The organism is Nitratireductor rhodophyticola, assembly GCF_019891355.1.
Classification (GTDB): Bacteria; Pseudomonadota; Alphaproteobacteria; order Rhizobiales; family Rhizobiaceae; genus Nitratireductor; species Nitratireductor rhodophyticola.
Genome location: NZ_JAHSSF010000003.1, coordinates 234,574 through 261,498 on the forward strand (window position 1 = coordinate 234,574; position 26,925 = coordinate 261,498).

At 62.0% G+C, this 26,925-nt stretch carries 20 protein-coding genes; 7 read left to right on the forward strand and 13 right to left on the reverse strand.

The genetic code is table 11. From position 1 onward, the window contains the following. Window positions 1-19: 19 nt before the first annotated feature. Window positions 20-202: a 50S ribosomal protein L32 gene (rpmF, locus tag KUG85_RS12165; protein ID WP_007007560.1), complete on the reverse strand. Its 183-nt coding sequence runs from the start codon at window positions 200-202 to the stop codon at window positions 20-22. A gap of 152 nt (window positions 203-354) precedes the next feature. After that, window positions 355-1,131, reverse strand: a complete 777-nt coding sequence (gene mtgA / locus KUG85_RS12170) for a monofunctional biosynthetic peptidoglycan transglycosylase (protein WP_223005428.1) — start codon at window positions 1,129-1,131, stop codon at window positions 355-357. Window positions 1,132-1,270: 139 nt separating this feature from the next. Here mtgA and KUG85_RS12175 point away from each other — a divergent pair, with 139 nt between their 5' ends. Further along, window positions 1,271-2,179: a polyprenyl synthetase family protein gene (locus KUG85_RS12175; protein ID WP_065818087.1), complete on the forward strand. Its 909-nt coding sequence runs from the start codon at window positions 1,271-1,273 to the stop codon at window positions 2,177-2,179. Window positions 2,180-2,373: 194 nt separating this feature from the next. Then, window positions 2,374-4,833, forward strand: coding sequence for a response regulator (locus KUG85_RS12180; RefSeq protein WP_255606387.1), 2,460 nt, complete (start codon window positions 2,374-2,376; stop codon window positions 4,831-4,833). A gap of 44 nt (window positions 4,834-4,877) precedes the next feature. Here the strand turns inward: KUG85_RS12180 and KUG85_RS12185 are convergent, their stop codons facing one another. Continuing rightward, window positions 4,878-5,213, reverse strand: a complete 336-nt coding sequence (locus tag KUG85_RS12185; protein ID WP_025029517.1) for a cupin domain-containing protein — start codon at window positions 5,211-5,213, stop codon at window positions 4,878-4,880. 138 nt (window positions 5,214-5,351) lie between these two features. Here KUG85_RS12185 and KUG85_RS12190 point away from each other — a divergent pair, with 138 nt between their 5' ends. Continuing rightward, entirely contained in the window at window positions 5,352-5,879 is a 528-nt protein-coding gene (locus KUG85_RS12190) for a MarR family winged helix-turn-helix transcriptional regulator (RefSeq protein WP_065818085.1), read from the forward strand. Window positions 5,880-5,882: 3 nt separating this feature from the next. Here the strand turns inward: KUG85_RS12190 and ispG are convergent, their stop codons facing one another. Next, window positions 5,883-7,160 carry a flavodoxin-dependent (E)-4-hydroxy-3-methylbut-2-enyl-diphosphate synthase gene (ispG, locus tag KUG85_RS12195; protein ID WP_088941579.1) on the reverse strand — a complete coding sequence of 426 codons (1,278 nt, stop codon included), beginning with the start codon at window positions 7,158-7,160 and terminating at the stop codon, window positions 5,883-5,885. A gap of 175 nt (window positions 7,161-7,335) precedes the next feature. On the opposite strand from ispG, the gene KUG85_RS12200 reads away from it, so the two are divergent. Further along, window positions 7,336-8,133 (forward strand): 3-hydroxybutyrate dehydrogenase, encoded by a 798-nt coding sequence (locus KUG85_RS12200; RefSeq protein WP_223005429.1) that lies wholly within the window; start codon window positions 7,336-7,338, stop codon window positions 8,131-8,133. 62 nt (window positions 8,134-8,195) lie between these two features. Here the strand turns inward: KUG85_RS12200 and KUG85_RS12205 are convergent, their stop codons facing one another. Continuing rightward, window positions 8,196-8,810, reverse strand: coding sequence for a TetR/AcrR family transcriptional regulator (locus KUG85_RS12205; RefSeq protein WP_223005430.1), 615 nt, complete (start codon window positions 8,808-8,810; stop codon window positions 8,196-8,198). Between the two features lie 312 nt (window positions 8,811-9,122). On the opposite strand from KUG85_RS12205, the gene KUG85_RS12210 reads away from it, so the two are divergent. The 3 genes from KUG85_RS12210 (at window position 9,123) to KUG85_RS12220 (ending at window position 13,833) form a co-directional block, all read left to right on the forward strand. Beyond that, window positions 9,123-10,262 (forward strand): efflux RND transporter periplasmic adaptor subunit, encoded by a 1,140-nt coding sequence (locus tag KUG85_RS12210; protein ID WP_223005431.1) that lies wholly within the window; start codon window positions 9,123-9,125, stop codon window positions 10,260-10,262. A gap of 120 nt (window positions 10,263-10,382) precedes the next feature. Continuing rightward, window positions 10,383-13,544: an efflux RND transporter permease subunit gene (locus tag KUG85_RS12215; RefSeq protein ID WP_223005432.1), complete on the forward strand. Its 3,162-nt coding sequence runs from the start codon at window positions 10,383-10,385 to the stop codon at window positions 13,542-13,544. A 130-nt stretch (window positions 13,545-13,674) separates the two neighbouring features. Further along, window positions 13,675-13,833 (forward strand): DUF3309 domain-containing protein, encoded by a 159-nt coding sequence (locus KUG85_RS12220; RefSeq protein ID WP_007010814.1) that lies wholly within the window; start codon window positions 13,675-13,677, stop codon window positions 13,831-13,833. 45 nt (window positions 13,834-13,878) lie between these two features. On the opposite strand, the gene KUG85_RS12225 is transcribed toward KUG85_RS12220, so the two are convergent. From KUG85_RS12225 to KUG85_RS12260, 8 genes are all read right to left on the reverse strand, one after another. Beyond that, complete coding sequence (locus KUG85_RS12225) at window positions 13,879-15,057, reverse strand: MFS transporter (protein ID WP_223005433.1); 1,179 nt, start codon at window positions 15,055-15,057, stop codon at window positions 13,879-13,881. Window positions 15,058-15,147: 90 nt separating this feature from the next. Then, on the reverse strand, window positions 15,148-18,615 hold the full coding sequence (pyc, locus tag KUG85_RS12230) for a pyruvate carboxylase (protein WP_223005434.1): 3,468 nt from the start codon (window positions 18,613-18,615) through the stop codon (window positions 15,148-15,150). A gap of 1,898 nt (window positions 18,616-20,513) precedes the next feature. Continuing rightward, a complete protein-coding gene (locus KUG85_RS12235; RefSeq protein WP_065818078.1) occupies window positions 20,514-21,614 on the reverse strand; it encodes a branched-chain amino acid ABC transporter substrate-binding protein in 1,101 nt (366 codons plus the stop codon). 160 nt (window positions 21,615-21,774) lie between these two features. Next, entirely contained in the window at window positions 21,775-22,128 is a 354-nt protein-coding gene (locus KUG85_RS12240) for a DUF6867 family protein (protein WP_065818077.1), read from the reverse strand. Then, complete coding sequence (locus KUG85_RS12245; protein ID WP_065818076.1) at window positions 22,128-22,862, reverse strand: ABC transporter ATP-binding protein; 735 nt, start codon at window positions 22,860-22,862, stop codon at window positions 22,128-22,130. Before KUG85_RS12245 ends, KUG85_RS12240 begins: the two co-directional genes overlap by 1 nt. Beyond that, a complete protein-coding gene (locus KUG85_RS12250; RefSeq protein ID WP_223005435.1) occupies window positions 22,859-24,430 on the reverse strand; it encodes an ATP-binding cassette domain-containing protein in 1,572 nt (523 codons plus the stop codon). Before KUG85_RS12250 ends, KUG85_RS12245 begins: the two co-directional genes overlap by 4 nt. Next, window positions 24,430-25,821: a high-affinity branched-chain amino acid ABC transporter permease LivM gene (gene livM / locus KUG85_RS12255; protein ID WP_065818074.1), complete on the reverse strand. Its 1,392-nt coding sequence runs from the start codon at window positions 25,819-25,821 to the stop codon at window positions 24,430-24,432. Before livM ends, KUG85_RS12250 begins: the two co-directional genes overlap by 1 nt. Beyond that, entirely contained in the window at window positions 25,821-26,744 is a 924-nt protein-coding gene (locus KUG85_RS12260; RefSeq protein WP_065818073.1) for an ABC transporter permease subunit, read from the reverse strand. Before KUG85_RS12260 ends, livM begins: the two co-directional genes overlap by 1 nt. Window positions 26,745-26,925 lie beyond the last annotated feature (181 nt).

Consider the following 26,925-nt stretch of genomic DNA (forward strand, 5'->3'; position numbering starts at 1 on the left):
ATCCATAGGAGAAAGGCGCTTATGCGTCCTTCGGCTCCAGAACCTGACGACCGCGATACATGCCGGTCTTCAGGTCGATGTGGTGCGGACGACGCAGCTCGCCCGAATTCTTGTCTTCGACATAGGTCGGTGCCTTGATGGCATCGGCCGAGCGGCGCATGCCGCGCTTCGAAGGCGTCGTTTTCCTTTTTGGTACAGCCATTGTCCTGCTCCGCTAATCGGTCAAAGGCCGTTGCGGCCCCTTGATCCAGGGCCCAGCATTTCGGCCGGGAATTGGAAGTCGGCGTGCCTATACACCTCCAAACGGGTTTTGGCCAGTGGGGCGCAGCGCATTTTTTTGGAGAATCGCCGTAATCAGGGTTTCAGGCACCCCACATAACCGCCCGCCTTTCGCGCCCGCTGCTCGATGTTTGCGGCGAGCCGGCTGAGGCCGCCCGATGGCTTTGCCGGGTTGCGCTCCAGCGGGTTGGGCAGCGTCACCGCCAGAAGGGCCGCCTGCCGCCGGGTAAGCTCGGAAGCCGACCGGCCGAAATAGTGCTGCGCCGCAGCTTCAGCACCATAGATATTCGGTCCCCACTCGACGATGTTCAGATAGAGTTCAAGAATGCGCCGCTTGGAAAGCACAAGGTCCAGATAGACGGCCAGGGGCAGTTCCAGCCCCTTGCGAACGAAGGAACGGCCCTGCCACAGATAGAGGTTCTTCACCGTCTGCATCGGAATGGTGGAAGCGCCGCGGGCCTTTTCCCCGGAAAGCGCATCATTGATGACAAGGTTCAGCGCCGCCCAGTCTATGCCGTCATGGGCGCAGAACTGCCCGTCCTCCGACATCATCACGGAGTACTGGATCAGTGTGCCCATTTCCTCGAGCGATTTCCAGCGGCGGTCATACCCCTCAAGCGTCGCCAGATCCCGCAGCATCAATGTAGAGACCGGATGAATGAACGGGACCTTGTAGAGAATGGTCAACCCGGCCGGAATCAGTGCCAGAACGGCAAGGACGATCACAACACGGCGAAGAAGCCATCCCCGCCAGCGACGCGCAGACCCCGTCCGTGTTTTGCCGCTGCGGCCACGGCGTCTGCCGCCTCTGGTCGACGGCTTTTTCTCGGGATCGACTGTCGGGCCGCTCAAACCTGTTCCCCCGCTGTCATGTACGCCTCTAAAAAACAGCTTTTCGCATAGCGGTCCAATGCCTGCGGCGCAATGGCACCGGCAATCGGGCTTGACCCGGGCGCCCATTAGCGGCATCGCTCCGGGCATGGAAGAGACGATGATACTCCCCTTCGAGGTTAAACTGGCCGCCGGCGCGAGCCTGGTGGAGAACACCCTGCGCGATCTGCTCGATGCCCGTCCGCTTGAGGGTGAGCTTTATCGGCCCGAACGACTGCTCAAAGCCATGCGCCACGGCGTGCTGAACGGCGGCAAGCGCCTGCGTCCCTTTCTCGTTCTTGAAACAGCCGCGCTCTTCGATGCAAGCGACGACACGGCGGCGCTGCGCGTGGCGGCAGCGCTGGAGTGCGTGCATTGCTACTCCCTCGTCCATGACGACCTGCCGGCGATGGACGACGACGATCTGCGGCGGGGACAGCCGACAGTGCATCGCGCATTTGACGAGGCCGCGGCGATCCTTGCTGGCGACAGCCTGCTGACCTACGCATTCGACATTGTGAGCGCCCCCGAGACGCCCCTGCCAGCAGAAGCGCGGCTCGCGCTCGTCAACCGGCTTGCCCGCGCTTCCGGCATCGGCGGCATGGCCGGTGGGCAGGCGCTGGACCTGGCTGCGGAAGGCTCGAGGCTCAGTGAAGAAGAAATACTTCGCCTTCAGGCCATGAAGACGGGAGCCCTGATTCGGTTCGCCTGCGAGGCCGGCGGCGTGGTCGGCGGCGCACAACCGGCAGACATAGAACGTCTCGGTGAATTCGGCGCTGCTATTGGACTGGCCTTCCAGTTGGCCGACGATCTTCTGGACCTCACATCCAGCAGCGAAACAATGGGCAAGGCGACCGGCAAGGACGCCGCCGCCGGCAAGGCGACACTGGCAGGCCTGCATGGCGTCGACTGGACGCGCCGTCAGTTGAATGGGCTTGTCGCCCAGGCAGAGGATATTCTGGAGCCATTCGGCGAGCGCGCCGAGACCCTGCGGCAGGCCGCGCGATTTGTGGCCGATCGACAGAATTAAGCCCAGCTTTCTGCATCTTTTTTCTTGCGAGCCGACAACAATGCGGCTCGTCTTGCTTTTCTGAATGTGGAATTTGACGTCACGACGCCGCCTTCGATTTTGGAAGGCCGTGTAAAAACACGTTCTTTTAGCGTTAATCAGACATTAATCCGGATGCTCAATTCTTACGGTATTGGGATGTCTTGGGAAGAGTAATGCCTACCGTAGGTACACAGCAGTATATGCGCGGGCGCCTGGTCGTGCTTCTGATTGGCTTCGTGGTCGCGGTTGCCATGGGAACCGGGTTCCTTCTTTGGCAGACACAGGTCACCAAGAATCAGGTGCGCTTCGGTGCGTTCATCAGCCATATGGCCGATGCCACCAACGATGTGATTCACAATGCGCTGCGGCTGGAGCAGGCCAAGCTCATCTCCCGCGGCGATGCCGCCGAGAGTGAAGCGAGCCACAGCGAGCTCAAGATGGCTCTGGCCAGATTGAACGACGCCTATCAGGCGCTCGAGTTCGCCATCAGCGGGGAAGTAACCACGCTGGAGAGCCAGCGTCTCAGCAACCTCCAGATCGGCGGCAACGCAGGCGCACCGGTCCCGCAGACCAACCCGACCGCGACAGACATTACCGGCCATGCCGTCCCGGCTTCGGTACGGCGTATCTGGCTTGGCCAGAATGGGGAACCGGCGCTCCGCAGCCAGATCCGCGACATCATCTCGCTCGCCAACAGGCTGGAGGTGTTCACCGACTATGAGAACGCCACGGCACGTCGCGTTTTCAAGCAATTGCAGACACTGGCCAACACGCAGGTGCGCCCGGAGCTCAAACGCATCTCCGATCTGCTCAATGCCGGGATGATCGAAAGCCATGGTACCCTCCAGTGGGGGCTCTTCGGCGTTGCCGTCGCCATGGTTTGCGCAAGCCTCCTGCTCGCGCTCCGCATTTTCGAGCCAATGATCCGCCGCATCTCCAAAGCGCACCAGGATCTGCACAGCGCCAATATTTCGCTCGCCGCCGAGAAGATAAAGGCGCAGTCGGCCGACCGGACGAAATCGGAGTTCCTGGCCAATATGAGCCACGAGATCCGCACGCCGATGAACGGCGTCATGGGCATGGCCGAACTACTCGCCCGCACCAATCTCGACCAGCGTCAGGCGATGTTCGTCGACGTGATCGTCAAGTCGGGCACCGCTCTCCTGACGATCATCAACGACATCCTTGATTTCTCGAAGATTGACGCCGGCCAGCTCAAACTGGACGAGGCCCCCTTTCGGCTTAGAGAAGCGATCGAGGATGTGGCCGCACTCGTCTCGTCTCGCGTGGCCGAAAAGAATCTGGAACTCATCGTTCGTGTTGACCCGGAGCTCTCCGCGTCCTTTATCGGTGATGTGGGGCGTTTCCGGCAGATCGCCACGAACCTTGTCGGCAATGCCGTAAAGTTCACCGAACGGGGGCATGTGCTGATCGACGTTTCGGGGAAAACCGAAGGCGGCACAACGCAGGTTACGGTTCGTGTGGAAGACACCGGCATTGGCATTCCGCCGGACAAACTGGAAGCGGTTTTCGACAAGTTCGCGCAGGTCGACTCCTCCTCCACCCGCCGTCACGAAGGAACGGGTCTCGGGCTCGCCATCGCCGTGAAGCTTGCCGAACTGATGGGTGGTTCGATTGAAGCGACAAGCGAGGTCGGAAAAGGCTCGACCTTCATTTTCACCCTGCCGTTCGCCATTGACACGGCAAACGTGATACAGGCGACAGCACCCGTCGACGTTTCCGGGGCCCGTGTTTTCGTGATCGACGACAATCCGATCAACCGCGAAATCCTTCTGGAACAGCTGAACAGCTGGGGTTTCGAATGCGCTGCCGCGGAAAGCGGCGCCGTTGGCCTTGCCTTCCTTCAGCGCTCTGCCCAGCTCGACGCACGCGTGGACTGCGTGATCCTCGATTATCAGATGCCCGACATGAACGGCGCCGACGTCGCCAAGAAGATCAAGGCCGATGCGGCACTCGCCGGCATCCCGCTTGTTCTCCTGACATCGGTCGACCAGACGGACACCGCGAGTCTCGTCAGCGAATGCGGCATCGCCGCCCATCTCAACAAGCCGACGCGCTCATCCATGCTTCTCGAAACACTCGTCTCCGTGATGCAGGTAAGCCGCGCCCTCCCACATCAGCCGCAGGGCGATGCCCCTGCCCCGGCGAAGCCGATCCAGATTCACGCCTCGACACCGCTCGAGCGCGGTCTTTCGGGTTCGCGCGGCGCCAACGGGCCGCTCGACGTTCTGGTCGCCGAGGACAATGAGGTCAACCAGTTGGTGTTCAGCCAGATTCTTGATGGAATGGGCCTGAAATACAGAATTGCAGGCAACGGCAAGACGGCGGTGGAGATGTTGCGCACGCTGAAGCCCGGGCTCGTGCTCATGGACGTTTCCATGCCGGAAATGAACGGCTTCGAGGCAACGGCGGCGATCCGGGAGCACGAAGCCGCCAGCGGCACGCATACACCGATCATAGGCATCACCGCGCACGCTCTGAGGGGCGACCGCGAAAAATGCCTGGGCGCAGGCATGGACGATTATCTGCCCAAGCCGATCTCCCCGCAGAAACTCGCCGAAAAGATCACGCACTGGCGCAACGATCCGGAACAGCTTACCGCAAGCGCCTGAGAAAGGCCGGTGAGCCACAGACCCGCCGGCCCCGCCTGCATGCCTTAAAGGTTCTCCTGCTCGATGCGCCCCGACGCATGGATGCAGACAATGTCGAGACGTTCCGATCCGACATTGGCAAAGCTGTGCGGCGTGTCGGCCGGGACGACGACAATATCGCCGGCATGCGCCCGCACCGTCTCGTCGCCCACCGTGAACTCCGCCTCCCCCGAATGCAGCACCCAGGTTTCCGAATAGGGATGCTTGTGCAGGCCGGTGGCGTGGCCGGGCGGACTGTTCATGACAAACATCGAAACCTGTCCGCCATATGGTTCTCCCTCGAACGTCACGGTCCCCTTCGGGCTCGGCTTCTGCTGTGAGCGTCGGATGATCTCGAACATGACTGTCTCTCCCTTCCTCCTTAAGCGTCCGCAGGCGATGGCCTGAGAGCAATTATCTTAACGCAAAGATAGTTGCAATATATCTTTGTGTCAAGATATATAGTGAGCATTCGGAGTCGCAGACGATAGAGGGCCTTCATGAGCATTGAGAAAACCGGCGAGGATCATGTCGATCGCCTGCGCGCGCAGTGGGCACGCGAGCTTCCTGACCTGGACACGAGCCCCATGAGCATTCTCGGCCGCATCTACCGGCTTTCAATGCTTGTCCGCCCCGGTATCGAGGAAACCTTCGCCGCCTTCGATCTCGATCGCGGCGAGTTCGACGTCATCGCCACCCTGCGCCGCGCGGGGCCGCCATACCGGCTGACGCCAACCGAACTCTACAAATCCCTGATGATCACTTCGGGCGGCCTGACACACAGGCTGAAACGGCTTGAAAAGGCCGGCCTGGTCGAGCGAATCCCCTCGCCCGAGGACGGGCGCAGCATGATCGTCGGTCTGACGGGCACCGGGATAAAGCGTGCTGAAGAGGCCTTCCGGGCAGATATGGAAAGCGAGCTCGCCCTCTTCGCGTCGATGCCAGCCGCGCGCCGCGAACTTCTGGCGGAACTCTTGCGCGAACTCACCCAGAATGTGACGTCAAACCTGGCGGACCGGGAAAACTAAACTTTATTCCGCCGCCTCGCGGGAGCCGAAACGCTTTTCGATATAGTCGCCGACCATTTTTTCAAACTCCGCGGCGATGTCCCCGCCCCGCAGCGTCGCGGCCTTCCTGCCGTCGATGAAGACCGGCGCAGCGGGAGTCTCGCCCGTGCCAGGCAGCGAAATGCCGATATCGGCATGTTTGGATTCGCCCGGCCCGTTGACGATGCAGCCCATCACCGCAACCTTGAGGCTTTCCACCCCCGGATACTTCTTGCGCCAGACCGGCATGTTCTTGCGCAGATCGCCCTCGATCTTCTGGGCCAGTTCCTGAAAGACGGTCGACGTCGTACGGCCGCAGCCGGGGCATGCGGCAACCACCGGCAGGAACTGGCGGAAGCCCATGGTCTGCAGAAGCTCCTGTGCCACCTGCACCTCGCGGGTGCGGTCGCCACCGGGCTCCGGCGTCAGCGAAATGCGGATCGTGTCGCCAATGCCCTGCTGCAGCAGGATGCCCATCGCCGCCGACGAGGCAACGATACCCTTCGTGCCCATCCCGGCTTCCGTGAGCCCGAGATGCAGCGAATGGTTGGAGCGCCGTGCGAGCTCGGTATAGACCGCGATCAGGTCCTGCACCTGGCTCACCTTGGCCGACAGGATGATCCGGTCACGGCCAAGCCCGATCTCCTCGGCAAGTTCCGCCGAAAGCAGCGCCGACTGCACGATGGCCTCGCGCGTCACCTCCTGCGCCGTCATGGGCGAGCCATTGTTCTGGTTCTCGTCCATCAGGCGCGTCAGCAGCTCCTGGTCGAGCGACCCCCAGTTGACGCCGATGCGCACCGGCTTGTCGTATTTGATCGCCGTTTCGATGATCGCAGCAAACTGGCGGTCCTTCTTGTCCTTGAAGCCGACATTGCCGGGGTTGATGCGATATTTCGCCAGCGCCTCTGCACAGGCCGGATGATCGGCCAGCAGCTTGTGGCCGATATAGTGGAAATCGCCGACCAGCGGTACGAAAATGCCGACGCGCTCCAGCCGCTCGCGGATGCGCGGAACGGCAGCCGCCGCCTCGTCGCGATCGACCGTGATGCGCACCAGCTCCGACCCCGCACGATGAAGCGCCGCCACCTGCGCGACCGTGCGGTCCACATCCGCCGTGTCGGTGTTCGTCATCGACTGGACGACCACGGGCGCATCCCCGCCGACAATGACGTTGCCGACGGCAACACCCACCGCATCACGCCGCGGGAATGGCGAAGAGAAATAGCCGCTCACAGATTTGCTGGCCGTGAATGTTCCGGTCATGGGGGAACTGTCCCGTTTTCAGCCGTATCGGGCTTGAGGTGGCCGAGACCGGCCCGAATGTCAATGGCGCAGAAGCGCATTTGCGCAGATCGCCTCGCTTGACAGCGTCTGCATCCGTCGCTTTGCTGCGTTGCAGCATCACTCCAGTTCCCCAGCTTCAACGAAGGGCCATGCCATGCAGGACGAACCGGGCAAGCACAATCGGACCGCTGTCATCACCGGTTCAACCTCCGGCATCGGCCTCGGTGTCGCCGAAGCGCTGGCAGCCAGCGGCTGCAACATCGTGCTGAACTCGTTCACTGACAGCGCCGACGACCACGCTCTTGCAGAGAAGCTTGCCGATGATCACGGCGTGAAAGCGACCTATGCGCGCGCCGACATGTCGGACCCGAACGCCTGTCGCGAGCTTGTCGAACACGCGGTAAAGCGCTTCGGTGGCCTCGACATTCTCGTCAACAACGCCGGCATACAGCATGTCGCTCCGGTCGAGGAGTTTCCCGTCGAAAAGTGGAACGCCATTCTGGCGATCAATCTTTCGTCATCCTTCCACACCATCGCCGCTGCGATCCCGCACATGAAGAAGGCCGGCCGCGGCCGCATCGTTAACATAGCGTCGGCGCACGGCCTGCGCGCCTCGCCCTTCAAATCCGCCTATGTGGCCGCCAAGCATGGCGTCGTGGGCCTGACCAAGACAGTCGCTCTGGAACTGGCTGAGACCGGCATCACCTGCAACGCCATCTGTCCCGGCTATGTGCTCACGCCTCTGGTGGAAGCGCAGATTCCCGACCAGATGAAAGTGCACGGCATGGATCGTGAGACGGTCGTACGCGAAGTGATGCTCGCCAGACAGCCGACCCGCGAATTCGTTACCATCGAGGAACTGGGTGGGCTGGTGGTCTTCCTGTGTTCCGACCATGCGGCCCAGATGACCGGCACGGCCCTGCCCATGGATGGAGGCTGGACGGCACAATAGAACTGGCCAGGGCCGATTCCGCTGCAGGGATTGCAGGAATGCAAACGCCCCGGATCAGGGCCTCAGCCGCGCCCCGGCTGCGCCGCGGCCATGGAAATCTCGAGAATGCGTACCAGCCGCCCCGCGCCTTCTATCGCCGGCTTACCGCACAGTCCGCGCATGCGCATGCCTTCGAGACCGTCAAGCAGGATCTCGGCCAGCCCCCGCGCGGAGAGACCCTGCCCCTCGAGATCGGCACGCGTCCGGGCTGCCTCGTCCGCCACAGCCGCCTCAACGATGGAGGTTAGCCCGTCACGCCACTCGGCGATGATGTCGGCGGCGATCTTGTTCTCCATATCGAGAATCTCCTGCCCGTGCGCCGACTGGTCGATGGTTTCAATCAGTCCGAACAGGGCGCGATCGAGCGCCGTCATCATTCGCTCGCCAAAAGTGCCGTCTTCGGCCAGTCCCTGCCGCGCGCCCTCGAGCGACTGCTCGAGAACACACGCACCGATGGCACGGAAAATATCGGCCTTGTTGCGGAACTGAAGGTACAGCGCGGGCCGGGAGACCTCGGCCGAGCGGGCAATGTCGTCCATCGTGGTCCGCGCGAAGCCATAGGCGAGGAACACCTTCATGGCGCCATCGAGGATACGCTCCCGCTTCGGATCATCGGTACATCTGGCGATCAGATTCATTGCCTGCACTTTCTTTCAATGACCATTGACAAAATAACGGATTTTGTCAATATGTCCCAACCTTCGCGCAACATGCGCGCAGAGGCCGCCTATATTTGCTCGCACTCTGGTTCCGAGCCAACGTTCGTTGATGTCAGGAGCAATAGCCGTTTGGCTTTTGTAAAGCCCGCGCGTGCGATATAGGAGCGTGCTTTTGTCGCAAGATACGGGCTTCGTGCCCTTGCGCCCAGGCGAATTGAATTCTGCGCGGGCAGTCCCCATATCGGGCCAGTCCTTACTTGACCGGCCGGCTCTATCGCATCGGAAAACGACATGCCGAAGATAAGGTTGCATAAACTTGCCGCGATTGCCGTTCTGGTCGCGACAACCGCCTGGATCGCTACGGGGGAATTCTCCTCCGTCGGCAGCGCCAGCGAGGAAATACAGACCGTTGCGCAGCGTCCGGAGAACAAGCCTGCGGAAGCGCAGACGGTAACCGTCGCCACGCCGCCGCGCATCGATCATTCACGCACCATCCGCGTTTCCGGCAAGACTGCTGCAGACAAGCGCTCCGCCCTGGCCCTGCGTGCCGGTGGCGTCGTTTCGGAACTGCCGGTTTCCAAGGGTGACAATGTCTCCGCCGGCGACCTGATCCTGAGGCTTGAGACCGAGGGCAAGGAAGCTGCGGTCGAAACCGCGCGCCAGGTCTTGGCACAGCGCCAGGCCGAATCCGAAGCCGCTGACCGTCTGGCCAAGTCCGGAAATCTGGCACGGCTGCAACTCGACAGCGCCCGTTCGGCGCTGGCCACTGCTCGCTCACAGCTTGAAGCGGCCGAAGCCGACCTTGCACGCATTACGGTTCGCGCGCCCTTCGACGGCATCATAGATAAAGTCGACGTGGAGCTGGGATCCTCCGCCATGCAGGGCCAGGAAGTCGCCACGCTGATCAAACTCGACCCGGTGATTGCCGTGGGCGAGGTCAGCGAACACGACCTCGGTTCCGTCGATGTGGGCGACGGTGCGGAGGTTCGACTTGTCAACGGCTCCAGTGTCAGGGGCGAAGTGCGCTTCGTCAGCCGTGAAGCCTCGGAACAGACCCGCACCTTCCGCATCGAAGTGGCGGTACCCAATCCGAAAGGCGACATCCCGGCGGGCATGACTGCGGAGATCAACATCCATGCCGAGCCGGTGGAGGCTGTAGCCCTGCCGCGCTCCGTGGTCACGCTGAACGAGGATGGTGAACTCGGCGTCCGCGCCGTTAATGACGACAGCAAGGTCGTGTTCTACCCCATCGATCTGGTCGACGACACGCCGCGCGCCCTCTTCCTTGCGGGCATCCCGGCCGACGCCCGGGTGATCGTTTCCGGTCAGGATCTGGTGACCGAGGGCGATGCGGTGAAGACCGAGGTTGCCGATCAGAAGCTGATACGGGAACTGGCCGGCGTCCTCGCCTCCGAAATGACCAGCCGCTGAGGCAGTCCGTAACGGCGGAACCCGTTTCCGCCCGGGAGGCTGCAAGACAACGAAACAGAGCGCCTCCGTTATCAGGAGAACGACGGCAGCGCGCTGACGGGACAAGACAGGACCTGCCCGATGGACATCGTCCGTATTGCAATTCAGAACGCCAGGCTGACCTTATCCATCCTGCTCTTCTTCGTGATCGCCGGGTCGCTGGCCTATGTCAGCATTCCGAAGGAAGCCGAGCCGGATGTTCCGATCCCGATCATCTATGTGAGCCTGACCTATCAGGGTATCTCGCCCGAGGATTCGGAACGGCTCCTGCTTCGCCCCATCGAAACCCGGCTGAAAAGCCTGGAGGGCGTCAAGGAAATGCGCTCCTCCGCCTATCAGGGCGGCGGTTTTGTCCTTGTCGAGTTCCAGGCCGGCTACGACTTTTCCAACGCCATCGAGGATGTGCGCGCCAAAGTGGCCGATGCCCGGCGCGAGCTGCCGCAGGGCGCCGACGAACCTTCGGTGCATGAGGTCAATATCTCGGAATTCCCAATTCTGGTCGTAACGCTCGCCGGCAATGTGCCGGAGCGTGTCCTGTCCACCGCTGCGCGGGAGCTCAGGGACCGGATCGAGGAAATTCCCGGCGTGCTCGAAGGCACGTTGCAGGGCTCACGGGACGAACTGGTCGAGATTCTTATCGATCCGATGAAACTGTCGTCCTACGGCCTGCAGCTCGACCAGATGATCAATGGTGTCAACGCTTCGAACAGCCTGGTGGCAGCCGGCTCGCTGGAAGGTGAAGCCGGACGCTATGCGGTCAAGGTGCCTTCATTGATCGAAACGGTCGAGGACGTGGCCAACCTGCCGATCGTCTCCAGCCCGGATGCCGTTGTGCGCGCCCGCGATCTGGCCGCGATCCGCTCCACGTTCAAGGACGCCGAGACCATCACCCGCCTGAATGGCAGAAACGCGATCGCCATCGAGGTCAAGAAGCGCGTCGGCGCCAATCTCGTCGAAACGGTCGATTCGGTTAAGGCCGCGGCCGCCGAATTCGAGCAGGTCGCCGATGGCAACATCACCGTGTCCTACAGCCAGGACAAGTCGGTGATGATCCGCGATATGCTGAAGGACCTTCAGAACCACGTTCTGATCGCCGTGATCCTCGTCTTCATCGTTGTCCTTTACACCCTCTCCGGCCGCGCCTCCCTGCTGATCGGCCTTGCGGTTCCCGCATCCTTCCTGATGGGCATTTATGCGCTCTCGCTCGGTGGTTTCACCGTCAACATGGTGGTGCTCTTCAGCCTCATTCTGGCAGTCGGCATGCTGGTGGACGACGCGATCATCGTGACCGAATTCGCCGAACGCCGCATGACCGAAGGCATGGACAAGGCGCAGGCCTTCGAACTGGCGGCCAAACGCATGGCCGGTCCCGTCATTGCCGCTACCATGACCCGCATCGCCGCCTTCTCGCCACTCCTCTTCTGGCCGGGCATTGTCGGCGAGTTCATGAAATACCTGCCGATCACGCTGATCGTCACGCTCAGCGCATCCATGATCTACGCCCTGATCTTCACCCCGACTCTCGGCGCGATTTTCGCCAAGGCGCATGTCGAGGAAGAGCAGAAGCCGGATGGCTGGTATATGAAGCTCGTGAAGCAGGCCGTCCGCTTTCCGAAAACCGTACTGCTTCTTACGGTCGGCCTTCTCGGCGGCATCATCTATTCCTACTCGCAATACGGCGCCGGCGTTGAATTCTTCCCCAATGTCGAGCCGGAATACGGCCTGATGTATGTCCATGCCCGCGGCAATCTCTCTCTTGAAGAGATGGACCGGCTGACAAAGCCCGCCGAGGAAAAGCTGCTCAACTGGCCGGGCATCGAATCCGTCTACACCCGCGTCGGCAAGACCCGCGGCGGCGGGCAGGATATCGATGAAGATGTCATCGGTGTCATCCAGTATGAGTTCATCGACTGGCGCGAACGTGAGCCGGCCAGCAAGATTCTCGACGATCTGCGCCGTGAACTCGCTGGCACGCCGGGCGTTGAGATCGAGGTTCGCGTGCCTGATGCAGGGCCGCCGACGGGACAGCCAATCCAGATTCGCCTTTCGGCAGCGGATCCGGCCAACCTGAACGATCAGGCTGCGGATGTCGCGCGGGCGATCGCGAATGTTCCGGGAGTCATCGATATCTCTGATGGTCTTCCCCCGCCCGGCATTGACTGGGCGATCAAGGTGGACCGCGCCCGGGCCGCGCAGTATGGGATCAGCCCTGTCTCCGTGGGTACCGTGGTTCAGCTCGTGACCAATGGTCTGAAGCTCTCGGAATACCGGCCCGCCGGCGTCGACGACGCTGTCGATATCCGCCTGCGCCTGCCCGAGGACCGGCGTACTCTCTCCGCGCTCGACCAACTGCGTGTGCAGACTTCGCAGGGGCCGGTGCCGATTGCCAACTTCGTCTCGCGCGAACCCGAGCGTTCGACCGGCATCCTCAACCGCATCGACGGTCAGCGCACCATCGTGGTCAGCGCCAATGTGGCAAGCGGCTATCAGGTCTCCGCTGTTCAGGCCGAGGTCACCCAGACGCTAAGCGACATGGATCTCGGCGCAACGCGCTGGAAGCTCGCCGGCTCGAACGAGGAAAGCGAGGAGGCGAGCGCCTTCCTGTCAAAAGCGTTTGGCGCGGCGATCTTCCTGATCTTCGTGGTGCTCCTTGCCCAGTTCAACAAGTTCACCAGCGTCTTCCTTGTGCTGATGACCGTTGTCATGGCCACCATCGGCGTGTTCCTCGGCCTGCTCATCACCGGTCAGCCCTTTGGTATCGTCATGTCCGGCATCGGCGTGATCGCGCTCGCCGGCGTGGTGGTGAACAACAACATCGTGCTGATCGACACTTATGACAGGCTGCGGCACGAGGGCTGGAAAAAGCAGGAGGCCATCCTCCAGACCTGCCGCGAGCGCGCACGGCCGGTGATGTTGACGGCCATCTCTGCCGTGCTTGGCGTTCTGCCGATCGCCTTTGGTCTGGGCCTCGAACTGTTTCACCAGGAGATCACCATCGGCGCACCCTCCACTCAATGGTGGATTTCGCTGTCCGGCGCCATCGTCTACGGCCTGACCTTCGCAACGGCTCTGACCCTCATCGTGACCCCTTCGGCCCTGATGGTGTTCACGCGAGAAACCCTTCCGGCCGGACAGAAGCGGCGCGGCCTGTTCGCGCGTCTCTTCCGGCGCGGTAAAAAACAGGAGGCTTCGACGAAGACTTCCGACATTCCGGAGGACCCCTTCCCCAAGCCGGCTGAATAACAGGCCCAGCCTGTCAGATTTGCGGGCCGGCGCGCTCTTCGCAGCGTGCCGGCCCGTTTTTGTCTCGAGGGAACCTGAAGCCATCTGAAGCGTTGAATTGCAAGGCTTTCAAGACAGCGAGGAGAACGCGATGTCGCTCGGCACAATCCTCATCATCATTCTCATCCTCATCCTGCTCGGTGCCATTCCCGCATGGCCGCATTCGCGTGGATGGGGCTACGGACCGTCAGGCATACTCGGCCTGATCCTTGTCATCGTCCTGATCCTGATGCTGATGGGCAATATTTAGAGCATCGGATCGAAAAGTGGGTACGCTCCAGGCCCGGATCCAGTGTCAGGCTCCGCCAGCTTGCTGGACGGCGATCGTGTCAGCGGAGCTCACGAGATTGGCCAGCATCAGGACGCAGGCGAGCAGAACCGAAAACGCGATGAAGATCGGTGCGAAACCGGTGCGCTCGGCAATGAACCCCACAAGCGAGGGAGCAACGAGCATGCCGGAATAGCCGATCGTGGTTGCAACGCTCATGCCTGCTCCAGGTGAGAGCCCGGGCTGATTGCCGGCCGCGGAAAAGACGATCGGCACCATGTTGGCGATCCCCATCCCGCTTAACGCAAAGGCGATCGTCGCCAGCATGGGCGTCGGGGCAAGCCCTGCCCCGAGCATGCCGACAGTCGCAACGACCCCCGAATAACGCAATGTGCGCACGGCACCGAAACGGTTGCGCAGCCGGTCGCCGGCAAACCGCATCATCGCCATCGTGCCTGAAAACGCCGTGAAGGCGAGGCTCGCCTCGGCAATGCCGGCGCCCATTTCCTGTCGCAGGTAGAGTGCGGCCCAGTCGAGCACCGCGCCTTCCGGCAGCATGCAGATGAGTGCGACCAGTCCCGTCACATAGATGATGGGGTTACGCGGCAGCCTGCCGCGCCCATGGCCCGCCTGCCCCGCCACGGGGCGCGCTTCAACAATCAAGAAGGGGAGCGTGATCAGCACGAGCGCAAAAGCGAATGCAACCACCATGCCCGCATGCGCCATGTAGCCGTAGCGCTCGAGAAGCAGACCGCCGACACCGGCGCCGACAAACCCGCCAAGGCTCCAGAAACCGTGCGAAGACGACATCACCGCCCGCCCGAGCGACCGCTCCACCGCCACGGCATTGGCGTTCATGGAAATGTCCATCGCGCCGAGAAACGCACCAAAAAAGACCAGCGCCGCAACCATCTGCCAGATCTGCGTGGCCGCGACCAGACCGGCAAAGGACAGCGCGCATATAAAAGCAGCGACCCGCAGGATGGCGCGGGAACCGAAACGGCCGATCAGATAACCGCAGAGCGGCATAACCGACACCGCGCCGCAGCCGAAAACGAGGATCAACAGCCCAAGTGCCGTTTCACTCAGGTCGAAACGCGAAGCAACCACGGGAATCTGCGGTGCCCAACTACCCACCATGAAACCGTTGACAAAGAATGAGGCCGCTACGGCCCAGCGCCCGATGGACGCATTCCGGAAAGACATGTGGGGCTCCAGAAAGGAAACGGCGCATCAGGAAAACACCCGATTGCGCCGCATCTAAATCGGTTTAATCGCGCACGTCAATCCATGGCGTCAATCACCATTCTCGAACACGACGAGAAGGTCCTTGGCGTCGATCTGGTCGCCGGCGCCCACAAGAACCTCGGCAATCGTCCCGTCGCGTTCGGCGTGAAGCGCGGTTTCCATCTTCATGGCCTCGATGGACAGAAGCACATCGCCGGACTGCACGCTCTGTCCCGGCTTGACGGCGAGCGTGGAAACCACGCCCGGCATCGGCGCCCCCACATGCGCCTCGTTTCCAGCCTCCGCCTTGCGGCGGGCAGCGGAAGCGGATGCACCGTGAACCCTGTCGGGAACCTTGACCCGGCGGGGCTGGCCATTGAGCTCGAAGAAGACGGTGACCATGCCCTTTTCGTCCACCTCGCCGACGGCAAGACAGCGAATGACGAGCGTCTTGCCGCGCTCGATGTCGACAAAAATCTCATCCTCCGGCTCCATGCCGTAGAAATAGACCGGCGTCGGCAGAACGCTGACGGGGCCGTAGCTTTCCGATGCGGCGGCAAAGTCGGTGAAGACTTTCGGATACATTAGCCAGGACGAGAACTCGTACTCGCTGACCTTCCGGCCAAGCTTCTCTTCCAGCGCCTTCCGGTCGGCCTCAAGGTCTGCAGGTTCGAGCAGGGAGCCCGGGCGCACGGTGATCGGCTTGCCGCCCTTCAGAACCTTCTTCTGCAGGGCCACCGGCCAGCCCGCAGGCGGTTGACCGAGATCGCCATGCAGCATGGAGACAACCGAATCCGGGAAGGCGATATCCTTCTCCGGATTCTCGACATCGGCGACCGTCAGGTCCTGCGAGACCATCATCAGTGCCATGTCGCCCACGACCTTGGAGGAGGGCGTGACCTTGACGATGTCGCCGAACATCATGTTGACGTCATGATAGGCGCGCGCGACCTCGTGCCAGCGGGTCTCCAGCCCCAGCGAGCGGGCCTGCTCCTTCAGATTGGTGAACTGGCCGCCAGGCATTTCGTGCAGATAGACCTCGGAAGCCGGTCCTTTCAGATCGCTTTCAAAGGCCGCGTACTGGTTGCGCACGGCCTCCCAGTAGAAGGAGATACGGCGCACCCATTCACGGTCGAGCCCGGTATCGCGGGCATCCCCCTTGAGCGCCTCGACGATGGAGCCGAGACAGGGCTGCGATGTGTTGCCGGAAAGCGCGTCCATTGCCGCATCCACCGCGTCTACACCGCTTTCCACGGCAGCAAGCACCGTCGCGGCGGAAATGCCGGACGTATCATGCGTGTGGAAGTGGAGCGGCAGGTCGGTCGCCTCGCGCAGCGCCTTGAACAGCACGCGCGCAGCACCCGGCTTCAGAAGGCCTGCCATGTCCTTGATGGCGATGATGTTGGCACCGGCAGCCTCAAGCTCGCCAGCGAGACCGACATAGTATTTGAGGTCGTACTTGGCGCGGTCCGGGTCGAGCAGATCGCCCGTATAGCAGATCGTGGCCTCACACAGTTTGCCTTCGGAGCGCACCGCGTCCATCGCCACGCGCATGTTCTCCACCCAGTTGAGGCAGTCGAACACACGGAAGAGATCGATGCCGCCTGCGGCCGCCTGCTTGACGAAATGCTGCACGACATTGTCTGGATAGTTGGTGTAACCGACGCCATTCGCCCCGCGCAAAAGCATCTGCAGAAGCAGGTTCGGAGCGCCCTCGCGGATGCGTGAAAGACGCTCCCACGGGTCCTCCGTCAGGAAGCGCATGGCCACATCGAAGGTCGCCCCGCCCCAGCATTCCAGCGACAGGAGCTCTGGCAGGGCGCGGGCATAGACGCCGGCAATGCGCGCCATGTCGAAGGTGCGCATGCGTGTGGCGAGCAACGACTGGTGCGCATCGCGCATTGTGGTGTCGGTGACGAGCACGCGCTCCTGCTCGCGCATCCATTTTGCGAACCCCTCGGCGCCGAGACTGTCGAAAGTCTGCTTGCTGCCATCCGGCACCGGCATGTCCACATAAGGCACATGCGGTGCAGCCGCCTCGGCATTGGGCAGTGCCCGACCGCGCGCCTCGGGATGGCCGTTCACCGTGACATCGGCCAGATAGTTCAGAAGCCTGGTGGCGCGATCCTGCCGCCTGACCTGCGTGAAGAGCTCGGGCGTCTCATCGATGAACCGCGTCGTATAGGAAGCGTTGCGGAAATTCGGGTGGCTGATGATCGCTTCAAGGAAGGTCAGGTTGGTCGCCACGCCGCGAATGCGGAACTCGCGCAGCGCACGGTCCATCCGGGCGATCGCCTCTTCGGGCGTCGGCGCCCAGGCCGTGACCTTTTCCAGGAGCGGATCGTAGAACCGCGTGATGACGGCGCCGGAATAAGCCGTACCGCCATCGAGCCGGATGCCGAAGCCCGTCGCGCCGCGATAGGCGGTGATGCGACCGTAATCGGGAATGAAATTCTGTTCCGGGTCCTCGGTGGTGATACGGCACTGGAGGGCATCGCCATTGAGGCGGATGTCGGCCTGCGCGGGCACGCCCGACGCCTTGTCGCCGATCTTCTTGCCTTCCAGAATGTGGATCTGCGCCTTCACGATGTCGACGCCGGTGACCTCTTCAGTGACCGTGTGCTCCACCTGGATACGCGGATTGACCTCGATGAAATAGAATGCGCCCGTATCGGCATCCATGAGGAATTCGACCGTGCCGGCACCGATGTAATTGGTCGCCTCGGCAATCTTCAGCGCGTATCCGCACAGTTCGGCGCGCTTCTCGTCGTTGAGATAGGGTGCGGGCGCACGCTCCACGACCTTCTGGTTGCGGCGCTGGATGGAGCAGTCGCGCTCGAACAGATGCACGGCATTGCCATGCGTATCGCCCAGCACCTGCACCTCCACATGGCGCGCGCGCTCGACCAGCTTTTCCAGATAGACCTCGTCCTTGCCGAAAGCGGCCTTGGCCTCGCGCTTCGCCTCGGTGACTTCATGCTCCAGATCCTCGCGGCGGCGGATAACGCGCATGCCGCGCCCGCCACCGCCCCAGGAAGCCTTGAGCATGACCGGGAAGCCCACCTCCTCGGCCATCTCGGCGACCCTGGCCATATCGTCCGGCAGCGGCTCCGTTGCCGGAACCACCGGCACACCGACCTCAATGGCCAGGTTGCGGGCAGCAACCTTGTTGCCAAGGCGGCGCATGGTCTCGGGCTTCGGCCCAATGAAGACAATGCCGTTTTCCGCACAGGCTTCGGCGAATTCCGGGCTCTCCGACAGAAGGCCGTAGCCTGGATGAATGGCATCCGCGCCCGAAAGTTTGGCAACGCGGATCACTTCATCAATCGACAGATAGCTCTCGATGGGGCCGAAATCGCGTTCCAGATGCGGCCCGCGCCCAACCTGATAGGATTCGTCCGCCTTGAACCGGTGCAGCGAATACTTGTCCTCCTCGGCCCAGATGGCCACCGTTCGGATATCGAGTTCATTGGCTGCGCGAAAGACGCGGATGGCGATTTCGGAACGGTTTGCGACGAGGATCTTCTTAATCTGCACTGGCAAGAACTCCGGGAAGAGAAGGATGGTGCGGGGTTGCCTGGCGCGAAACTCCCCTCCGCGCCAAAACGACGCGGTATGATTAGCGTGGACGATGCTGCGGTGCAAACTTTCTTGACGTGGAGGAAGATTCGCGGGTTTCGACGCGGCGATTTTCCGCTTTGCGTGTTTCTGCCAACGCTGCTTTCGTCCATTGGCGCGCTTCATCGTCGTCATCCCCGCCGAGCGGAGCGAGAGCCGGGACGTATTGAGAGGCGCGGCCGGGGTCCGCAGAGGGTGCGGCGGGTGATGCCGGGGCGACGACCGGGCCGTGTTCCTGCACATTCTGCCAATGGGTCCCGGGTCAGGCCCGGGATGACGACCCCCTTCTCCCCGCCGGCGGGGAGAAGGTCCCGGCAGGGGGATGAGGGGCGGGCGGCGCCTTGCGATCTTTTCCACCTCTGTCGGTATCCCGGCCACTGACGGCGCTTGCCCCTCATCCGCACCTTCTCCCCGCGAGCGGGGAGAAGGAGGCGTTTGGTGCTGGCGGGCATTCTGCAGAGGAGGTGGGGCGAGGACAGGGCCGTGTTCCTGCGTGCTTTTCAATGGATCGCGGCGTCCGGGATGACGCCCCCCTTCTCCCCGCAAGCGGGGAGAAGGTCCCGGCAGGGGGATGAGGGGCGGGCGGTGCCTTGCGGTCTTCTTCACCTCTGACGGTATCCCGGCCACTGATGGCGCTCGCCCCTCATCCTCACCTTCTCCCCGCTCGCGGGGAGAAGGGGGCGCTTGACGTTGGTGCGCATTCTGCAGAGGGGGTGGGGCGAGGACAGGGCCGTGTTTCTGCGGGTTTTTCCAATGGATCGCGGCTTCCGGGATGACGGCCCCTTCTCCCCGCCGGCGGGGAGAAGGTCCCGGCAGGGGGATGAGGGGCGGGCGGTGCCTTGCCGTCTTTTCCACCTCTGTCGATATCCTTGCACGTGATGGCGCTCGCCCCTCATCCTCACCTTCTCCCCGCTCGCAGGGAGAAGGGGGCGTTTGACGTTGGTGCGCATTCTGTAGAGGGGGTGGGGCTGGTTTCGACCGTTGGCGCAGTTGCCCCCCTCTGTCCTGCCGGACATCTCCCCCTCAAGGGGGGAGATTGGCTGGCGGACATGCCGCACACTCCTGATTCCGGTGGCTATTGGCAAAAACCCATCCAATGCCTGATCTCCCCCCTTGAGGGGGAGATGTCCGGCAGGACAGAGGGGGGTGTGGCGCGGGCATTTCAAGACAGGCTCCTTCGTTGCCGCGCGGGGGTCCGCCGGGGTTTGCCATCAGTTCGGGAAACGGGGCGCGTTTTTCGTGCCTCTCTGTTGGAATTGAAGTGGCGCGAAAAGCGCGCCCCGCCGGCCGCTGTCCCGTCTGCCGGCCGGTCACTCGGGCGATCTGTGCCCTAGCGGCTTTTCCGCAACCGACATGATGCCGGCCGCCGGCCTTTCGCGGGCCCTCACAGGCCCCGGGTCACCGAACCCGAGGGGGAGGCTGCCGTCGCCCCTCCTGATCCCCGGCTCCGGACCCGGTTCCCGACAGGGGCGATGGGGGGAAGTGTAGCGGCGGTTTTGGGGGTGGGGGAGAAAAGAGTGAATAGGGAGTAGCGAATAGCGAGTAGGGAACGCGCTTCATTCGCCTCGTCATCCCGTCGTTTGACCATAGGAGCCATGCCTTTGCGGGGATGACGGGGTAGGAGTGAGAAAAAAGGGGGCAGTTTCCTGGAGGCCGGAGTTTATCCCCGCTGTTGCGGCATGGGTCCTCGGGTCAAGCCCGAGGAGGACGAAAGGACTGGAATGCCAGCTGAATGAAATTGGGCGCCAGCCGCTTCACCAAAAGAAAGCGGCCCGGCATCGCTGCCGGGCCGCCAGACCTCACATCAAGCCAGTGGCTTACTGCTCGAGGTAGTCGTATTTGCCGTCTTTCCACTCGTAGAAGACATAGCCCGGCAGCGTGACGTCGCCCTTGTCGTCGAAGGACAGGTCGCCGAGAACGGTCGAGAACGTGCCGTCATTGAGTGCGGCAACGACCGGATCGTAGTCGGTGGAACCGGCTGCCTCGACGGCATCCTTCCATGCCTGGATGGCGGCATAGGTGTAGAGCGCGTAGCCTTCAGCCGTCTTGCCGGCGGCAAGCAGCTTGTCGACGACCGGCTTTGCGATCTCGTTCTTGCGCGGATCGGGCGAGAAGGTCATCAGCGTGCCCTCACCCGCATCGCCGGTGATGGCCCAGTACTCGTCGGTGACGAGCGCGTCACCGGAGACGAGCACCGTGTCCATGCCCTGCTCGCGCATCTGGCGCGCCATGAGGCCGGCTTCCGTGTGGTAGCCGCCGACATAGAGAACGCCAATGCCTTCCTGCTTCAGCTTGGAAACAAGCGCAGTGTAGTCCTTTTCACCGGCGGTATAGGCTTCGTAGAGAGCCGGCTTGCCGCCAGCAGCCTCGTAAGCCGCCATGGTCGCGTCGGCGAGACCCTTGCCATAGGCGGTCTTGTCGTGGACGAAGGCCACCTTCTTGTCGCCGAAGTTCTCGACGAGGAACTTGCCGGCGACATCGCCCTGCTGATCGTCGCGGCCGCAGACGCGGTAGACGCCGGGGCCCGGGCGGTTGTCGGTGAAAGCCGGGTTGGTGGAAGCCGGCGAGATCTGGATGATGCCTTCCTCGGCATAGACCGACGATGCCGGGATGGACGAACCCGAGCAGAAGTGACCTGCAACGAAGGAAACGCCGGAGCCTGCGAACTGGTTGGCAACAGCGACAGCCTGCTTGGGATCGCAGGCGTCATCGCCCACTTCCAGCTTCAACATTTCGCCGTTGACGCCACCGGCTTCGTTGATGTCGGCCACGGCCTGCTCGGCACCGGCTTTCATCTGCTCACCGAAGGAAGCATATTGACCCGTCATGGGGCCAGCAACTGCAATCGTGATGTCCGCCCAGGCGGAACCGGTCATCATCAGGCTGAGTGCTGCGCCAGCCATAAGTGCCTTTTTCATGACTTCTCCCTTTAAAACACCAGAAGTTCCCTTGGCTTTCCGGAAATGGTGTTTGGCTTTCCGGTTTGGCCTTTGCGGACCGCAGCGGCCCGCTTAATCGGCATGAAACCCCAATTCAAACAAGAAATAAAGGCTTCATACCGGTTAATCATGAATCCGTTCAGCCTGAACGTTGCCAGCCCAGTGGTCCACTGCGCCGATACTGGAAGCTATACTGTGTCGCCATCTGCCCGGCGCGCGTAATACGCTTGCCGACAAAAGCGATAATCAGCAACACGATCAGGTCGACGATGTAGTAGTGAAGCGAGAGCAGCGTGCCGCTGAACAGCGCGAAATGGATGAAGCGCGTCGCTGCCGCCAGAAGCACGATGTAGAAGGCAAGCTGTGCATCGGCCTGCCAGGTGCGCGCCATGGCGCGGCCCGTAAGGTAGGCTGCACTGCCTGCAAGAAGAATTGTGACGAAGAAGAACTCCCAGAAAGTGACTTCCCAGATCGGTCCATTTGCGTGTTCCATCAGTGCCTCCCGCCTTCGAGATACGCCGCGCGCACTTCTTCCTTCTTGAGAAGCTCCGCGCCCGTGCCGCTCATGGTCACATTGCCGTTGACCATGACATAGCCGCGATGAGCAAGCTTCAGCGCGTGGAAGGCATTCTGCTCGACTAGGAAGACCGTCAGCCCCTCTTTCTCGTTCAACTCGCGGATGGCGTCGAAAATCTGCTTCACGATCAGCGGTGCAAGACCGAGCGACGGCTCGTCCAGAAGCAGAAGCTTGGGCCGGCTCATAAGCGCCCGCGCGATGGCGAGCATCTGCTGCTCGCCGCCCGAGAGCGTTCCGCCGCGCTGGCCAATCCGCTCCTTGAGGCGCGGGAACAGCTTGAAGACCTTGGCGATGTCCTCGTCGAAATATTTCGGATCGACGAGGGCTGCGCCCATCTGCAGATTTTCCATCACCGTCATGCGTGGGAAGATGCGTCGACCTTCCGGCGACTGGGCGATGCCGAGACTGACGATGTCGTGCGTCGGCATCATGGTGATGTCGATGCCGTCATAGACGATCTGGCCGTTGCGGGCGCGGGGATCGCCGCAGATGGTCATCATCAGCGTCGACTTGCCGGCACCATTGGCGCCGATCATGGTGACGATCTCGCCGCGATGAACATCCATGTCGACACCGCGCAGAGCGACGATGTTGCCGTAATAGGTCTCGACGCCGCGCACCGAGAGCAAGGGTTCGTTCTGAGCGCTCATGCCTTGCCTCCCTTACCGGTGGTCTTCTTTTTGGGCTGTGCGCCCCGCTTGCCGGGAACGCTGCTGGCCACCTCACCCTTGTCGACGCGCTTGGAGAACTCGGTCTCACCGCCCCTGGCGAGCACCTTCGCCTGCTTGACCCACTCTTCGCGTTCGATACGGCCGGGGAAGGCGAGATAGGAGCCGACCCATTGAACCTCGGCCTTCTTCCACGCGGCGATCTGGTCGAAGTGCCAGACGCCGAGCGCATTCAGCTTCTTTTCGCTGGCGGGGCCGATGCCCTTGACGCGGGTGAGGTTGTTGGCACCGCCCGCGCGCGGCTTTTTGGTGCCGTGCGGCTGGCTGCCCGGATAATCGCCGGCATTGGCGATCTTCACCTCGCTGGCGGCCGGGGCGGGTTTCGGCTTCGCAGAAGTCTTCGGTTTCGTCGCCGCGGATGCGGCGCTCGAAGGCTTTGCAGAGGACGCTTTTGTCACCGTGGATCTGGCCGTCGATGTCTTCGCAGTCGAGGCCTTCGACGAGGGTTTTGCCTTTGCTGCCGTCTTCTTCGCGGCGGGGGCCGCCTTTGATCTGGCCGCCGGCTTTTTCTTTGCGGGCCCCTCGCCTGCAACCTTTTCGATGTCCTCGCGCACTTCGGGCATATCGATCTCGGCCTCGTCGTCGACACCCAGATAGGCGGCGATGACCTTGGGATCGTTCTTGACGAAATCCGCCGGCCCGTCGGAAATCTTCACACCGTAATCGAGCACGATCACATGGTCGGAGATTTCCATCACCACACCCATGTCATGTTCGATCAGCAGCACCGAGACGTCGTGCTCGTCGCGGATATATTTCAGCAACTCATTGAGCTCGGCGGATTCGCGCGGGTTGAGGCCGGCGGCCGGCTCATCGAGGCACAGAAGCTGCGGCTTCGTGCACATGGCGCGCGCGATCTCCAGACGACGCTGCGCGCCATAGGGCAGATCGGCAGCCGGATCGTCGGCGCGATCGATGAGATTGGTACGCTCCAGCCAGTAGACAGCCCTGTCGACGGCTTCCTTCTGCGCCTTCTTGTAGCTCGGCAGGCCCAGAATGCCGCCGATCGAGAAACCGGAGGCCACCATAAGCGGGTTGTGCTGGGCGACAAGCAGGTTTTCCAGAACCGTCATACCGCCGAACAGGCGGATGTTCTGGAAGGTGCGCGCCACCTTGGCCTTGTGCGAGATCTCGTGATCCGGCATCCGCTCGAGGAGATAGACAGCACCGTTTCCGGTGGTCTTCCAGCGCTGGCCGCTATCGGTGAGCGTTTCCACATCCTCCTGCTGCCGGCCCGGCCCGTGACGCATCACGATGCGCCCCTCGGTGGGTTTGTAGAAACCGGTAACGCAGTTGAAGACCGTGGTCTTGCCCGCACCGTTGGGGCCGATCAGGGCGGTGATGTCGCCCCGGCCGACATTGAAGGAGAGGTCTCCGACGGCCACGAGGCCGCCGAAGCGCATGGTCAGATGTTCGACGCTCAGGACCGGATCGCGGTCCCAGCCGGGCGTCGACGGATCAGAGTTTTTCATGGTCGTTGCCGCGTCCATCAGTGTCCCTCACCCTGAGCCACCATATCGGCGCCGATACGTTTCTTTTCCTTCAGAACCACGGATGGCTCGCGGGTCGAGATCAGGCCGCGCGGCTTCCACACCATGATGAGCACCATGGCGAGGCCGAAGATCAGCATGCGGTACTGCACCGGATCGAAGCCGGAACCGAAGACCTGCTGAAGGAAGCCGAGATTGCGCAGCATCTCGATGCCGCCGATCATCACGATCGACGCGATCACCACGCCCACCTGCGAGCCGAGACCGCCCAGAACCACGATGGCAAGAATGATCGCCGATTCCAGGAAGGTGAAGCTCTCCGGCGAGATGAAGCCCTGTCGCGTGGCAAAGAAGGAGCCTGCAAAGCCGCCGAACATGGCGCCGATGGAGAAGGCCGTCAGCTTGGTGTTGCGTGTGTTGATGCCGAGCGAACGGCACGCGATTTCATCCTCACGCAGCGCCTCCCAGGCCCGCCCAATGGGCAGGCGGCGCAGGCGCATGGTCACGAAATTGGTGATCAGCGCCAGAATGAAGATGATGTAGTAGAGGAAGATGAAGCGCTGGATCGGGTCATAAGCAATGCCGAAGAAATCGGCAAAACCGCCTTCGCCACGTTTCAGTTCCAGACCGAAGAATGTGGGCTTGGGAATGCCCGAGATGCCGTCCGGCCCATTGGTGAACTCGTACCAGTTCAGGAGAACGACGCGAATGATCTCACCGAAGGCGAGCGTGACGATCGCCAGATAGTCACCACGCAGGCGCAGCACCGGGAAGCCAAGCACGATGCCCCAGCACGCTGCGAGAATGCCCGCCAGCGGCAGCGCGAACCAGAAACCCATATCGAGATACTGCGCGAGCAGCGCGAAGGAATAGGCGCCCACCGCATAGAAGGCGACGTAACCAAGATCGAGCAGGCCTGCAAGACCCACCACGATGTTCAGCCCCCAGCCGAGCATGATGTAGGTCATGATCAGGATGGCCAGATCGATGAACTGGCGGTCCTTGCCGGGAAAGAAGGTGGTGAAGAAGAAGGGCAGGATGAGCGCGAAGGCGAAAAGCGCCCGCATGAGCCATTTGCCCGTTCCGGCAAAGCGCGAGCCGCTCGGCATCGCGCCGGCAATCTTCCGCGTGATCGGACTGTCGGTCTTGAGCACGAAGAGATTGAGGAGGAGCCGGCCCACAAAGACGACGAGGATCGAGACGATCCACGCGCCCCAGCGCATCTTGAGATCAAGACCGCCGGGCGCGATGTCCGTGCGGATGCCGATGAAGAAGAAGCCGAGCACCGCGACAAGGAAGCCGGCCATGGCGGCATCCTTGACCGAAGCGGCAAAGGAATTCGGATCGTTCTGCTGTGCAGCGACCACCCTGTTCGAACCGTTCATCGCCATCAGACCTTCTCCACTTCAGGTTGGCCGAGAAGACCGGAGGGCAGGAAGATCAGCACGATTGCCAGGATCGAGAAGGCCGCGACATCCTTGTATTCGACCGAGAAATAGCCCGACCAGAACACCTCGATCAGACCGATCAGAAGCCCGCCCAGCATGGCGCCGGGAAGCGAGCCGATGCCGCCCAGAACGGCCGCGGTGAACGCCTTAACGCCAGCGAGGAAGCCGATGTAGAAATCGATCACGCCGTAAAGCAGCACGAACATCAGGCCGGCCACGGCAGCCAGTGCTGCCCCCATGACGAAGGTCAGCGAGATGGTGCGGTCGACATTGATGCCGAGCAGTGCTGCCATCCTGCGGTCCTGCTCACAGGCGCGCTGCGCGCGACCGAGCGGCGTGCGGGTGATGAGGAGCGTGAAGCCGGCCATCAGCGCAATGGTCGTCAGGATGATGATGATCTGCATGTAGGAAAGCTGAACCGAAATGCCGGTCGCGCTTCCTTCCATCAGCGTTATGCCACCCTGGATCTGCGGCGGCAGCGGTTTGACGCGCGCACCCTGCGTGATCTGGACGAAGTTCTGCAGAACGATCGACATGCCGATTGCGGTGATCAACGGAGCGAGGCGGAAGGAACCGCGCAGGGGCCGGTAAGCGAGCCGCTCGACCGTCCACCCCCAGGCGGACGTGAAGATCATGGCCACGATGAGCACGATGAGCAACACCACGGGCAGGAACGCGAACCCGAGCACGGTCGTCAGGATGAGGAACATCGCCAGAGCGATGAACGCACCGATCATGAAGACGTCGCCATGCGCGAAGTTGATCATTCCGATGATGCCATAGACCATGGTGTAGCCAATGGCGATCAGCCCATAGATGGAACCCAGCGTCAGCCCGTTGATAAGCTGCTGGATGAAATATTCCATGTGATATGCAACTCCCCTGAAATGTCGCCATTCAGGCGCATTTCTTATTCTTTCCCCTTGATAGTCGTAGAGGAATGACGCCCGATTGCAACGTCAAACTTCCCACGACCGGCTCCAGACCGAAGGCCGGTTTCTCCGGCTCTTATTGACGCGGGAAGCTAGCACTGGACCAATGCAATGT